Here is a 12,741-nt window from a genome sequence, read left to right on the forward strand (position 1 = left end):
AGAGGAGCGCCCGGAGTTATGGGCAAGATCAAGGTTCAGGGCACCGTCGTCGAGCTCGACGGCGACGAGATGACCCGGATCATCTGGCAGTTCATCAAGGACAAGCTGATCCACCCGTACCTGGACGTCACCCTGGAGTACTACGACCTGGGCATCGAGCACCGGGACGCCACCGACGACCAGGTCACCATCGACGCCGCGAACGCCATCAAGAAGCACGGCGTCGGCGTCAAGTGCGCCACGATCACGCCGGACGAGGCGCGCGTCGAGGAGTTCGGCCTCAAGAAGATGTGGGTCTCGCCGAACGGCACGATCCGCAACATCCTCGGCGGTGTCGTCTTCCGCGAGCCGATCATCATCTCGAACGTCCCGCGCCTGGTCCCGGGCTGGACGAAGCCGATCATCATCGGCCGTCACGCGCACGGTGACCAGTACAAGGCCACCAACTTCAAGGTGCCCGGCGCCGGCAAGCTGACGATCACGTTCCAGCCGGAAGACGGCTCGGAGCCGATCGAGCACGTCGTCACCGAGTTCCCGGCGGAGGGCGGTGTGGCGATGGGCATGTACAACTACAACAAGTCCATCGAGGACTTCGCCCGCGCCTCGTTCTCCTACGGCCTGCAGCGGGGCTACCCCGTCTACATGTCCACGAAGAACACGATCCTGAAGGCCTACGACGGCGCCTTCAAGGACATCTTCCAGCGCGTGTTCGACGAGGAGTTCAAGGCGGAGTTCGACGCCAAGGGCCTCACCTACGAGCACCGCCTGATCGACGACATGGTCGCCGCGGCCATGAAGTGGGAGGGCGGCTACGTCTGGGCGTGCAAGAACTACGACGGTGACGTCCAGTCCGACACGGTCGCGCAGGGCTTCGGCTCGCTCGGCCTGATGACGTCGGTCCTCATGACCCCGGACGGCAAGACCGTCGAGGCCGAGGCCGCCCACGGCACCGTCACGCGCCACTACCGCCAGCACCAGGCCGGCAAGCCGACGTCGACGAACCCGATCGCGTCGATCTTCGCCTGGACCCGCGGCCTCATGCACCGCGGCAAGCTGGACAACACCCCCGAGGTGATCCGCTTCGCCGAGGCGCTGGAGCAGGTCGTCATCGAGACGGTCGAGGCCGGTCAGATGACCAAGGACCTCGCCCTGCTCGTCGGCAAGGACCAGGAGTGGCTGACCACCGAGGACTTCCTCGCCGCGCTGGACGAGAACCTCAAGAAGAAGATGGCGTCGTTCTGACGTTCGCCTGATTCGAGCACGCGAGAAGGCCATCCCGGTCACACCGGGGTGGCCTTCTCCGCTTTTCGTCACCCGGTCGGTTCCTCTTGCGGGTGGTTGCCGCGCCGAGCCGTCCACAGGGGACTTCCAGCCGCTATATCTGCTGCTCGGGGCAGTTCGCGGTACAGGAGGCGGCGTCATGTTGGGTGTTCCGGTCAGGGGAATGATCGTGATTGGGGTGCTGGGCGTCGCCGGTGTCATGTACGTGGCGAACGGCGGCAAGCCGATGGGCAGCGACAAGGGCGCGGAGATCTGCAAGATCACCGTGACCGCCGACATCCTCAACGTCAGGTCCGGCCCCGGCGACATGCAGCCGATCGTCTCGACCATGCCGCGTGATGCCGTCGCCGACGCCCAGGCACGCGTGGAGAACGGCTACCGGATGCTGAGCGACCGGCGTTGGGTGAGCCAGCAGTTCGTCGCGCTGACGAGCGACTCGACCTGCAAGTGAGCCACCGACGCCGTGGCAGACTTGGGTCATGCTGCGGAACATGTTTCGGTGGGGCAGGGGCAAGGGCGTCACGCAGTGCTCCTGCGAGCCCGAGTGGCAGGGCCTCTACACCGAGATCGACGGCCAGCGCCAACTGGCGCTGCCCCGCGACGAGATGGCCACGATCGTGGGCTACCTGGACCTGACCGCCCACTGCGCGGGCTGCGGCGCCGAGTACCCGAAACCCTGGGGCCTCGCCTCTAGGTAGGCTCCCGCGTCGTGCTCACGGTCTCCACGGTCAACGTCAACGGTCTGCGCGCTGCCGCCAAGAAGGGCTACCTGGAGTGGATGGCGTCCACATCCGCGGACGTGGTGTGCCTGCAGGAAGTTCGCGCCGAACCCCACGAACTGCCCGCGGAGGTCCACTCACCGTCGGGCTGGCACGGCGTGTACGCCCCGTCGTCGTTGAAGGGCCGCGCGGGCGTGGGCGTGCTCTCGCGCGTTGAACCGTCCTCGGTCCGTGTGGGCTTTGGCACTGCCGAGTTCGAGTCGAGCGGCCGCTACGTGGAGATCGAGCTGCCGGGCGTCGTCGTCGGCTCGCTGTACCTGCCGTCCGGCGACGTCGGCACGGAGAAGCAGGACGAGAAGGACCGCTTCATGGCGGCCTTCCTGCCGTACCTGGTGTCGTTGCGAGAGAAGGCGGCCGTGTCGGGCCGTGAGGTGCTCGTGTGTGGTGACTGGAACATCGCGCACCAGCAGGCAGACCTGAAGAACTGGCGCACGAACCAGAAGGAGTCCGGCTTCCTGCCGTACGAGCGGGAGTGGATGTCGTCGGTGTTCGCCTCCGGGTACAACGACGTGGTGCGCGCGCTGCACCCCGATGTGGCCGGGCCGTACTCGTGGTGGTCGTACCGAGGCAAGGCGTTCGACAACGACTCCGGCTGGCGCATCGACTACCACGCCGCCACCGATGGGCTGGCCGGGCGGGCGGTCTCCGCGGTGGTGGAGAGGGCGGCGACGTACGGGGAGCGCTGGTCGGACCACGCGCCGGTCACGGTCGTGTACGCCGACTGATCCGACGCGGATCAGGCACAATCGTCCCGGAGGAGGTGACGAAGGTGCACGAGGTCGTGGCCACCAAGGTGGCTGAGATCGAGGAGCTCTGCCGAGCGCTCGGAGTTCGGCGTCTCGACGTGTTCGGGTCAGCTGTGAGCGATTCGTTCGACGTCGTGACCAGCGATGTGGACATCCTCGTCGACTTCGAGACCGGGGACGATTTCGATCACTTCGGCACCTACTTCGCCTTGAAGGAGGGGCTGGAGCGCATTCTCGGCAGACCGGTTGATCTGGTGGTCAGCACCAGCATTCGCAACCCGTACTTCCGGCAGCAGGTCATGGAGAGCAAGGAAACCTTGTATGCGGCGTGATCCCCGCACTTACCTGTGGGACGCCTTGCGCGCGGCAGAGTTGCTCGCCGAGTTCAGCAGCGGCAAGTCCTTCACGGACTACCTGGATGACGCGATGCTGCGGTCGGCCGTCGAGCGGCAGTTCGAGATCATCGGCGAAGCGTTGAACAACCTGTCGAAGGTTTCCCCGGAGCTCGCAGCTGCCGTTCCGGACCTGCCTCGCATCGTCGCCTTCCGCAACATCCTGATCCACGGTTACGCCAGCGTGGACGATGCACTCGTGTGGCAGGTGCTCACCGAGAAGCAGCCAGCAGCTGGAGGAGAGGCTGCACCAGCTGCTGGCTGGGCTGAGTTGAGAGCTGTCCCGGTACTCCGACTGATCCAGTCCGCCCAGCCTTTATCGCTCCCGTCCCCCTCCTGACCACTCGATTTCACCTGCCGGCTCCCCGAATCTGAACACGATTCACCATCGGTCAGATCAAGGGGGCGGCTCATGGCGGGCTTCACTCGGCGTTCGTTCCTGCTCGCGATGGGCGCCACAGCGGCAGGCGTGCCGCTCCTAGACACGCAAGCGATTGCCTCCACCGCGGGCACCACGCTCGAAGCCACGGCCACACCGGTCGGCACGAGCGGTTACCGCAGGCTGGCGGCGGGGCCGGGCTGGCCGACCGTGATCCGCAACGACTTCGTCCAGGCCAAGGCCGGGCGGGAAGCCAGGCGGCGGGCGCTGGTCAGCTTCGTGCAGTTCAGCGACATGCACATCTGCGACGCCCAGAGCCCGCTGCGGTTCGAGTACCTGCATCCGATCATGGGCTCCAGCGCGCACCGGCCGCAGGAGGCGCTCACGGCGCAGGGGTCGACGTCGCTCGTCCGGCGGGTCAACGCCGTGCGGACGGGTCCGCTGACCGGGCGGCCTTTCGACTTCCTCATGACCACCGGCGACAACACGGACAACCACGAGAACGTCGAGCTCGACTGGTTCCTCACGATTCTCAACGGCGGCCGGATCACGCCCAACACCGGCGACGTGCGGTACGAGGGCGTGCAGAACTCCGGCATCAGCGCGTTCTGGCAACCGGACCTCGCGGGCGTGGACGACTACAAGGCCAAGGGCTTTCCGCGGCTCGACGGACTGCTCGACGCGGCGGTCAGGGAGTTCACCAGTCCCGGCCTGAACATCCCCTGGTACTCCACCATCGGCAACCACGACGACAGCGTGGTCGGCGCGCTGCCGGACGGGTTGCTCGACAGCTGGTACACCGGGCGCAAGAAGATCGTCGGGTTCGGGGATCCCGTGCAGAACGCGAAGGTGGCGCAGGCGTTCAACGACCCCAAGGCGGTTCCTGAGGCGTTGGCGATCCTCGCTGGCGGCGGCGTCGTCCGGACCGTTACGCCTGATGCACGGCGACGGTTGTTCGACACCGGTGAGTTCGTGCGCAAGCATCTGCCGTCGGGCGGGCACGGTTACACGGAGGCCAACGCGGACGGCGTCGACGTCTTCTACACGTTCCGGATGGCGCCTGGTGTCACCGGCATCAGCATGGACACCACGAACCTCGCGGGGTTCTCCGAGGGGTCGATCGGGCTGCATCAGCTCAATTGGATCGAGAAAACCCTCAGGCGGAACAGCTCGCTCTACTACGACTGGCTGGGACTGCCGCAACGGCAGAACGTCACCGACGAGCTGTTCGTGCTGTTCAGCCACCACACCAGCAAGACGATGGGCAACGTCCTGCCGGACCGGCGCCGTCCGCTCGAACCGCGCATGAACGGCGACGCGCTCGTGAACCTGTTGCACCGGTTCCCGAACGTGCTGGCGTGGGTCAACGGGCACACGCACCGCAACGTGATCACGCCGCACCGGCACGAGACGCCGGGCAGGAGCTTCTGGGAGATCAACACCGCCGCGCACGTCGACTACCCGCAGCACGCCCGCGTCATCGAGGTCGCGGACAACGGGGACGGCACGTTGTCGCTGTTCACGACGCTGCTCGAGGCCGACGCGCCGTACCAGGCCGACTACGACGACCGCAGCGACTCCGGCCTCGCGAGCCTCTGCCGGGAGTTCACCTACAACGACATCCACTCGCGGACGAACCCGCTGGGCACGCCGCTCGACCGCAACACGGAACTGCTGGTCACCGTGCGATGAGTGGGATGTCCCACAGCTCATCACAACTGATCAGGAATTTCGGCGGCCTAAGGTCGTTGACGTGGCAGTGGACATCTCGCTAACCCCACCGCAGCCCCGTCCGAGCGCGGCGGCCATGCGGCGTGCACTGCGCCGGGCAGCTGACGGTGCCGTCCTCGACGCGACTGAGGCCGCTGTGCTGCTGCACGCGCGCGGGGAGGACCTGGACGCGTTGCTGACCGCGGCCGGCAAGGTGCGGGACGCGCACCTGCTCGCCGAAGGGCGGCCCGGGGTGGTCACGTACAGCCGGTCGGTGTTCATCCCGCTGACCAGGCTGTGCCGGGACCGGTGTCACTACTGCACGTTCGCGACCGTGCCGCACAAGGTGCCCGCCGCGTTCCTCGAACGCGACGAGGTGCTGGCGATCGCCCGCGCGGGTGCCGAGCAGGGGTGCAAGGAAGCGCTCTTCACGCTCGGCGACCGGCCGGAGGACCGCTGGCCCGCCGCGAGGGAGTGGCTGGACGCACGTGGTTACGAGTCCACTTTGGACTACGTGCGGGCCAGCGCCATCGCGGTGCTCGAGGAGACGGGTCTGCTGCCGCACCTCAACCCCGGCGTGCTGAGCTGGGAGGAGCTGACGCGGCTGCGCCCCGTCGCGTCCAGCATGGGGATGATGCTGGAGACCACGGCCGAGCGGCTGTGGAGCGAGAAGGGCGGCCCGCACTACGGCAGCCCCGACAAGGATCCCGCTGTCCGCCTTCGGGTGCTGACCGACGCCGGACGCGTGAACGTCCCGTTCACCACCGGAATCCTGATCGGCATCGGCGAGAACCTCACCGAGCGCGCCGAGTCGTTGCTCGCGATGCGTCAGGTCGCCAAGCAGTACGGGCACATCCAGGAAGTGATCATCCAGAACTTCCGCGCCAAGCCGGACACGGCGATGCGCGGCATGCCCGACGCCGACCTGACCGAGCTCGCGGCGACGATCGCCGTGGCACGCCTGGTGATGCCGTCGACCGTGAGCGTGCAGGCGCCGCCGAACCTGGTCGGCGAGGAGTTCGGCCTCATGCTGCGCGCGGGCGTCGACGACTGGGGCGGCGTCTCGCCGATCACGCCGGACCACGTGAACCCCGAGAAGCCGTGGCCCCAGGTCGATCGGCTCGTGGACATCACGCGCGAAGCCGGATTCTCGTTGCAGGAGAGGCTGAACGTCTACCCGCGCTACGTGCGCGCGGCGGCGGGCCAGTGGATCGACACGCGGCTCACCGCCCACGTTTCCGCGCTGGCACTGGAAAGCGGCCTCGCGAACCCGGACGCTCCCGTGGTCGGCCGCGAGTGGCAGGAACCCGACGGCGGGCTCGACACGTTCGGGCGCGCCGACCTGAACACCGCGATCGACACCGAGGGTCGCACGAGCGATCGCCGCGGCGACTTCGACGAGGTCTACGGCGACTGGGACGAGCTGAAGATTCCCGTTGCGCCGCAACGGCTTTCCGAAGACGTCCAACGTGGACTGAAGATCGCGGCGAACGACCCGGCCGCGTTGCTCGACGACACCGACGCCGCGATGGCGCTGCTCACCGCCGACGGCGACGCGCTGGAGGAGATGACGCGCCTCGCCGACGACCTGCGGCGCGAGGTGGTCGGCGACGACGTCACGTACGTCGTCAACCGGAACATCAACTTCTCGAACGTATGCTACGTCGGCTGCCGCTTCTGCGCCTTCGCTCAACGTGAACGGGACGCGGACGCGTTCAGGTTGAGCGCCGAAGAGGTCGCCGACCGCGCGCAGGAGGCGTGGGACTCCGGCGCCACCGAGGTCTGCATGCAGGGCGGCATCGACCCCAAGCTGCCGGTCACCTACTACGCGGACGTCGTGCGCGCGATCAAGAAGCGTCTGCCGCAGATGCACGTCCACGCGTTCAGCCCGATGGAGATCGTCTCCGCCGCCGCGAAGGCCGGCGTGAGCGTGCGCGAGTGGCTCACCGAGCTCAAGGAAGCCGGCCTCGACACCATCCCCGGCACCGCGGCCGAGATCCTCGACGACGACGTGCGGTGGGTGCTGACCAAGGGCAAGCTCCCGACCGCGACCTGGCTCGACGTCGTCAGCACCGCCCACGACCTGGGCATTCGCTCTTCGTCGACGATGATGTACGGCCACGTCGACCACCCCGGCCACTGGCTCACGCACCTGCGCGTGCTGGCCAGGTTGCAGGACCAGACCGGCGGTCTCACCGAGTTCGTCGCGCTGCCGTTCGTGCACCGCAACGCCCCGATCTACCTGGCAGGAGTCGCCCGTCCCGGCCCCAGCCGCCGCGACAACCGCGCCGTGCACGCGTTCGCACGGTTGGCGCTGCACGGGCGGATCGACAACATCCAGTGCTCGTGGGTCAAGCTCGGCGACGAGGGCACCGCGGAGATCCTCAACGGCGGTGCGAACGACATCGGCGGCACGTTGATGGAGGAGACCATCAGTCGCATGGCAGGGTCCGAACACGGGTCGGCGCGTACTGTGCGTGAGCTTGAGACCCTGGCTTCGCTTGCAGGGCGTAACGCCCGTCAGCGGACTACGACATATGGGCGAGTGCGAACCGATCATCAGTGACCGATAGTCTGATTCGGCGCATCGACGCTACCGGTGATCGGTAGCTTGGCGGCCAATCAGTCAGCAAGGTTCACCCTTCCGGGGTGGGTCTGTGCCTTGGGGAGGCTCGGCAAGTGCACGGCATGAGTCTGGTACTGAGCGCTGCGGTTGAGAGCAGCATGACCGGTACCGCTGCTGGTCCCGTGGGTCTGATCGCGGTCACGGCGGGTGTGGGTGGTCTGGTGTACGGCCTGGTCAAGCGGCGCAAGCCGGCGGTCGTCCCGGCGGCGAACCAGCGCATCGACCTGGTTCAGCAGGACACCGCGCAGAACTGATCCACCTGGTCTGAGAAGATTTCGTTCGTGTCCACGGAGAGCGCACCCACCAGCCGTCCTCGTGTCCTGTCCGGCATCCAGCCGACGGCGGGCTCGTTCCACCTCGGGAACTACCTGGGTGCGGTGCGGCAGTGGGTGGCCCTGCAGGAGGACCACGACGCGTTCTACTGCGTCGTCGACCTGCACGCGATCACCGTGGAGCAGAACCCGAAGGAACTGCGCCACAACACGCGCGTCTCGGCAGCTCAGCTGCTCGCGCTGGGCATCGACCCCGACCGCGCGACGCTGTTCGTGCAGTCGCACGTCCCGGAGCACGCCCAGCTCGGCTGGCTCATGCAGTGCATGACCGGCTTCGGCGAGGCGTCCCGGATGACGCAGTTCAAGGACAAGTCCGCACGCCAGGAGCAGTCCGTCGGCGTCGGCCTGTTCACCTACCCGATCCTGCAGGCCGCGGACATCCTGCTGTACCAGGCGCACTACGTGCCGGTCGGCGAGGACCAGCGCCAGCACCTGGAGCTGACCCGCGACCTCGCGACGCGGTTCAACTCGCGCTACGGCAAGACGTTCCGCCTGCCGGAGGCGTACATCGTCAAGGACACCGCCAAGATCTTCGACCTGCAGGACCCGACGGCGAAGATGAGCAAGTCGGTGCCCGGCGGCGTCGTGGAGCTGCTGGAGGACCCGAAGCGGTCGGCGAAGAAGATCCGCTCGGCCGTCACGGACACGGGCCGCGAGATCATCTTCGACGTCGAGAACAAGCCGGGCGTCTCGAACCTGCTGACGATCTACTCGGCCCTGACCGGCCGTTCCGTGGACTCGCTGGTCTCCGACTACGACGGCAAGGGCTACGGCGACCTCAAGAAGGACCTCGGCGAGGTCTTCACCGAGTGGGTCACGCCGGTCCAGGAACGCGTCCGCACGTACCTCGACGACCTGGCGTCCCTCGACAAGATCCTGGCCCGCGGCGCCGAGCGCGCCCGCGAGGTCGCGTCGGTCACGTTGCGCCGGTCGTACGAGAAGATCGGGTTTGTTCTGCCCGAGTAGTGCACTTGCACTAGCGTCCTGACCGTGGACAAGTGGCGGCGGAAGTACGCGTGGCTCGACCACGTCATGCTGGCGTACGAGCGCTACACCGAGAGGTACGGCACCCACTACGCGGCGGCGGTGACGTACTTCAGCATCCTGTCTCTGGTGCCGATCCTGATGATCGGGTTCGCGGTCGCCGGTTTCGTGCTGCAGTCCCAGCCGGACCTGCTGGCCGAACTGCGCACGGCGATCGCGGAGGCCGTGCCGGACGAGAACCTCAGCAAGCAGATCAACGAGGCCGTGAACACCGCCCTGGACTCCAAGGGCACGGTCGGCATCATCGGCCTGCTGGGCGCCGCCTACTCGGGCCTCGGCTGGATGGGCAACCTCCGCGACGCCCTGACCGCGCAGTGGGGCCACGCCAAGGAGAACCTGCCGTTCCTCGGCACGTTGTGGCGCGACCTCCTGGCGCTCATCGGTCTCGGACTCGCGATCGTGCTGTCCTTCGGCATCACCGCCCTGGGCTCGGGTTTCGCGGACCACGTGCTGGTGTGGCTGGGCCTGGAGGACGCCGGCTGGGCGCGGGCGCTGGTGAAGATCGCGTCGATCCTCCTCTCGCTGCTGGCGAACTGGATGGTGTTCCTCTGGGTGCTCGCCCGGCTGCCGCGCAAGCCCGTGGGCTGGCGCAGCGCGCTGCGCGGAGCTCTGGCGGCGGCCATCGGGTTCGAGGTGCTGAAGCAGGCCGCCACGATCTTCCTGTCGTTCGTGACGTCGTCGCCGACCTCCGCCGCGTTCGGGTCGGTGATCGGTGTGCTGGTGTTCGCGAACCTGGTGGCGCAGTTCTTGCTGTTCATCACCGCCTGGACGGCTACGGCGAAGGAGAACCGGGAGCCGGAGGTGGTGGCTGCGCCGCCGCCCGCGGTGATTTCGCCGGTGGTGTCGGTGCGGTCGGGGCCTGCGCCGTCGTTGATGTTGGGGGTTGGGGCTGTGATGGGGGCGTTGCTGGGGTTGAGGTGGCGTAGGAGGTAGACCGCTGGGGCCGGGATGGCGCGGCTCGGTGGTTCGGGCCTGAGGTCTCCCTGGTAGCCACCGTGCTCCTGGCGGCTCATCTGCTGCCTGAGTGAGCCACCGACGGGCTTGCCATCCGCCGCCAGCCGCTCGCTGGCCTGCCGCGTGCCGCCTGCCGAGCCGTCGCCACCTGCCTGCCAGCCGAGTTGCCGCCCGCCCGCCTGCCGTCCGTCGCCACCTCCCAGCCGCCCGCCGCCCGCTAGTCGTCTCCCACCTGCCGCCCGCTCTCACCACCTCACGGCGGCTCCACGATGTGCACCGCCAGCCTCGGCCGCGCGGCTGCCGCCCGGTGTGCGTTCCTCAGCTCCGCCGCCACCGCGTCCGGCTGGTCTCGCAGGCGGGTTGGCAGCGTCTGCACGACCAGGATTCCTGCGGCTGCGTAGCGGGTGTTGCGCAGGAGCGTGTGTTCGTAGTCGCGCGGGCCGTAGTGGAACGCCCTCGAGTCGATCTCCCAGGCCAGGCCCACGTCGTCGAACCAGGCGTCCGGTCTGCCGATGAGCCGGCCCGTGGCGTCGGCGAGCTGGACGTTCCAGTGCGGTGTGGTCAGGCGGATTCGGCGGGAGAGCTTGCGGGCGTCGCGTTCCGCCACGGACTCCGCGCGGTCGAGCTCTTTGAGGACTGTGCGGACGAGTTTGGCGCCGTAGCGGTTGGTGAGGGCCTCCTCGCGGAGGCTTACGGGGGTGCAGCGGCCCTTTTGGATGGCTGCGGCCACGAGCGTCGTGGCCTCGTCCGCCGAACGCATCTGCCGGCACGCGTCGACCACCGCTCTGGCTGGGAAGACCACCGGGAAGCCGTCGATGGTGGTCGAGCGGGGCATCGGTGAGGCGCGTTCGACGATCAGGGTGCCGCTGCCGCGCGCGGAACCGGGCACCAGGACGTGGATTTCGGAACCGCGGGCCGGTAGGCCGTGGCGGCGGCAGGCTTCTGCGCCGGTCAGCACGGCGTCCGGGCCTGCGCGCAGCAGGGCCGCGGTGACCTGTTGGTCGCGCGTGGGCGGGCCGTTGTGCAGCAGCACGACACCTGCGTGCATGCGCTGCCACGGCCCGCCCGGGCGGCACTTCGGCCAGGGGTTCGTCACCCCCAGCGACTTCAGGGCGGTGGTGCTGATGACACCGAGATCGCTGCGTTCGCGCAGTTGTTCGATTCGCATGTCGACAGTGTGACGAGTGCCACCGACAGTTTTTGACGGCTCAGCGCCGGGCGAGCCTCTTGCGGTCGATCAGCAGCAGGAGCACACCCGCTGCGGCGAGCAGGCCGCCGAGCGCCGCCAGCCAGCCGATCGAGGCGCCCGTGTTGGCCAGGCGGTTGTCCTGGTGGCGCGGAGGCTTCGCGACCGGCGGGGTCGTCCTGACCGGAGGCGTTGTCGTCGACGGCTTCGTCGAGGTCGAGGGCGTCGACGTGGTCGTCGAAACCGTCGTGGTGCTCGGACGTGTGTACGTGGTCGTCGACGAAGTCGTGGAGGACGTCGTGGACGTCGTCGACTCCGTGGACGTCGTCGACTTCGACGTGGTGGTCGACGGCTCCGTGCACGTGGTGGTGGTCGTCGACGTGGTGGTGGTCGGCTTCGTCGTCGTGGTGGGCTCACCTCTTGCCTCTGGTGAGCGCCATCCAGGACGTACTTTCGGGCACCACGCGGCGGCGCAGACCCGGTCGTCGCCGGAGGCCGCAGCCTCCGGGCCCGCACCGTAGAGTCCGACGACGGTCAACACCGCGCCCGCGGTGAGCACACCGATGTAGGCGATACGTGACATGGCACGATCGTTGCGCCGAGATACCGCACGTCGCGCGTGCGGCGCGCACACGTCACCCACGCGTGGACGTAATGTCCCTCGATCAGGTCCAGAAGACCGCGATCCCCGCGTTCAGCACGACGAGTGACGCCGCGGTCGGCAGCAGCCAGGACGGCGCCTTCGGCTTGTTGACATTGATCGCGACCACGGCGGCGATGGCCACGACGACCAGCAGCTTCACGCCGATCTTGATGTGGTCGTACTTCACCGAGTCGACCAGCGGGTCGATGCCGACCAGCGCCACGCCGGTGAGCAGCTGCAGAGCCGCACCGTGCAACCAGCCCTTGTTGACCGGCGCGTCCTTGCCGGCCTTGGCCTGCAGCATGATCATCGCGACGAGCATGCCCATGCCCAGCAGGTGCAGGAACACCAGCAGCAGACGTACGAACTCCACAACGTTTCCTATCGACGTCGAGTGGCCAGGAAGCCTCGCGCGCCCAGCACCCCGATGACGGTGCCGAACACGAGCGAGGCGATCACGAGCACCAGGTGCACCGTGAAGAAAGCGGTGGGCCCGTCGTTGAACGAACGGGGGTCCTTCCAGATGTTCTTCAGGAACGTGGGCCAGATCACCCACGACCACACTCCGAAAGCCACCAGAAAGAGTGACATCGGGCGCGAGAGCTTCACAGCGACCAGTATCGGACGTGGTGCGTGCAAGCCGCTAAACGGGGGTGGATAGCCTGGAGC

General features: G+C 67.7%; 15 protein-coding genes. 12 read left to right on the plus strand and 3 right to left on the minus strand.

Translation table 11 applies throughout. The annotated features are described in order from the left end of the window. Positions 1-18: 18 nt before the first annotated feature. The 11 genes from AOM45_RS29850 to yhjD all read left to right on the plus strand — a co-directional run bounded on the left by AOM45_RS29850 (position 19) and on the right by yhjD (position 10,222). Entirely contained in the window at positions 19-1,242 is a 1,224-nt protein-coding gene (locus tag AOM45_RS29850; RefSeq protein ID WP_030470789.1) for an NADP-dependent isocitrate dehydrogenase, read from the plus strand. A 202-nt stretch (positions 1,243-1,444) separates the two neighbouring features. Further along, entirely contained in the window at positions 1,445-1,732 is a 288-nt protein-coding gene (locus tag AOM45_RS29855; protein ID WP_051784246.1) for an SH3 domain-containing protein, read from the plus strand. 28 nt (positions 1,733-1,760) lie between these two features. Continuing rightward, entirely contained in the window at positions 1,761-1,979 is a 219-nt protein-coding gene (locus AOM45_RS29860) for a hypothetical protein (protein ID WP_030470787.1), read from the plus strand. 11 nt (positions 1,980-1,990) lie between these two features. Further along, positions 1,991-2,785: an exodeoxyribonuclease III gene (locus tag AOM45_RS29865; RefSeq protein WP_030470786.1), complete on the plus strand. Its 795-nt coding sequence runs from the start codon at positions 1,991-1,993 to the stop codon at positions 2,783-2,785. 44 nt (positions 2,786-2,829) lie between these two features. Then, positions 2,830-3,138 (plus strand): nucleotidyltransferase family protein, encoded by a 309-nt coding sequence (locus AOM45_RS29870; protein ID WP_030470785.1) that lies wholly within the window; start codon positions 2,830-2,832, stop codon positions 3,136-3,138. After that, entirely contained in the window at positions 3,128-3,538 is a 411-nt protein-coding gene (locus AOM45_RS29875) for a HepT-like ribonuclease domain-containing protein (protein ID WP_081902471.1), read from the plus strand. The genes AOM45_RS29870 and AOM45_RS29875 overlap by 11 nt, the downstream gene beginning before the upstream one ends. A gap of 72 nt (positions 3,539-3,610) precedes the next feature. Then, positions 3,611-5,269 carry a TIGR03767 family metallophosphoesterase gene (locus AOM45_RS29880; RefSeq protein ID WP_030470783.1) on the plus strand — a complete coding sequence of 553 codons (1,659 nt, stop codon included), beginning with the start codon at positions 3,611-3,613 and terminating at the stop codon, positions 5,267-5,269. A gap of 61 nt (positions 5,270-5,330) precedes the next feature. Further along, positions 5,331-7,853 carry a bifunctional FO biosynthesis protein CofGH gene (locus tag AOM45_RS29885; RefSeq protein ID WP_030470782.1) on the plus strand — a complete coding sequence of 841 codons (2,523 nt, stop codon included), beginning with the start codon at positions 5,331-5,333 and terminating at the stop codon, positions 7,851-7,853. 122 nt (positions 7,854-7,975) lie between these two features. Continuing rightward, positions 7,976-8,167 (plus strand): hypothetical protein, encoded by a 192-nt coding sequence (locus AOM45_RS51185; RefSeq protein WP_156094154.1) that lies wholly within the window; start codon positions 7,976-7,978, stop codon positions 8,165-8,167. A gap of 27 nt (positions 8,168-8,194) precedes the next feature. Then, on the plus strand, positions 8,195-9,211 hold the full coding sequence (gene trpS, locus AOM45_RS29890; RefSeq protein ID WP_030470781.1) for a tryptophan--tRNA ligase: 1,017 nt from the start codon (positions 8,195-8,197) through the stop codon (positions 9,209-9,211). Between the two features lie 24 nt (positions 9,212-9,235). After that, positions 9,236-10,222, plus strand: coding sequence for an inner membrane protein YhjD (gene yhjD, locus AOM45_RS29895; RefSeq protein ID WP_236703879.1), 987 nt, complete (start codon positions 9,236-9,238; stop codon positions 10,220-10,222). A 274-nt stretch (positions 10,223-10,496) separates the two neighbouring features. Here yhjD and AOM45_RS29900 read toward each other — a convergent pair whose 3' ends face one another. Then, the gene (locus AOM45_RS29900) at positions 10,497-11,411 is read right to left on the minus strand and encodes a hypothetical protein (protein ID WP_051784244.1); all 915 of its coding nucleotides are present in this window, start codon (positions 11,409-11,411) and stop codon (positions 10,497-10,499) included. A gap of 32 nt (positions 11,412-11,443) precedes the next feature. On the opposite strand from AOM45_RS29900, the gene AOM45_RS51925 reads away from it, so the two are divergent. Beyond that, positions 11,444-11,950 (plus strand): hypothetical protein, encoded by a 507-nt coding sequence (locus AOM45_RS51925; protein ID WP_162185718.1) that lies wholly within the window; start codon positions 11,444-11,446, stop codon positions 11,948-11,950. Between the two features lie 144 nt (positions 11,951-12,094). Here the strand turns inward: AOM45_RS51925 and AOM45_RS29910 are convergent, their stop codons facing one another. Beyond that, the gene (locus tag AOM45_RS29910) at positions 12,095-12,445 is read right to left on the minus strand and encodes a hypothetical protein (RefSeq protein WP_030470777.1); all 351 of its coding nucleotides are present in this window, start codon (positions 12,443-12,445) and stop codon (positions 12,095-12,097) included. 8 nt (positions 12,446-12,453) lie between these two features. Further along, positions 12,454-12,681 carry an SCO4848 family membrane protein gene (locus tag AOM45_RS29915; RefSeq protein ID WP_030470776.1) on the minus strand — a complete coding sequence of 76 codons (228 nt, stop codon included), beginning with the start codon at positions 12,679-12,681 and terminating at the stop codon, positions 12,454-12,456. Positions 12,682-12,741: the final 60 nt, after the last annotated feature.

The organism is Lentzea aerocolonigenes (genome assembly GCF_000974445.1).
Taxonomy (GTDB): Bacteria; Actinomycetota; Actinomycetes; order Mycobacteriales; family Pseudonocardiaceae; genus Lentzea; species Lentzea aerocolonigenes.

Coding starts and splice junctions, on each gene's coding strand:
- AOM45_RS29850 (WP_030470789.1), top strand. CDS start 19: ATGGGCAAGATCAAGGTTCAGGGCACCGTCGTCGAGCTCGACGGCGAC.
- AOM45_RS29855 (WP_051784246.1), top strand. CDS start 1,445: ATGATCGTGATTGGGGTGCTGGGCGTCGCCGGTGTCATGTACGTGGCG.
- AOM45_RS29860 (WP_030470787.1), top strand. CDS start 1,761: ATGCTGCGGAACATGTTTCGGTGGGGCAGGGGCAAGGGCGTCACGCAG.
- AOM45_RS29875 (WP_081902471.1), top strand. CDS start 3,128: ATGCGGCGTGATCCCCGCACTTACCTGTGGGACGCCTTGCGCGCGGCA.
- AOM45_RS29880 (WP_030470783.1), top strand. CDS start 3,611: ATGGCGGGCTTCACTCGGCGTTCGTTCCTGCTCGCGATGGGCGCCACA.
- AOM45_RS51185 (WP_156094154.1), top strand. CDS start 7,976: ATGAGTCTGGTACTGAGCGCTGCGGTTGAGAGCAGCATGACCGGTACC.
- AOM45_RS29900 (WP_051784244.1), bottom strand. CDS start 11,411: ATGCGAATCGAACAACTGCGCGAACGCAGCGATCTCGGTGTCATCAGC.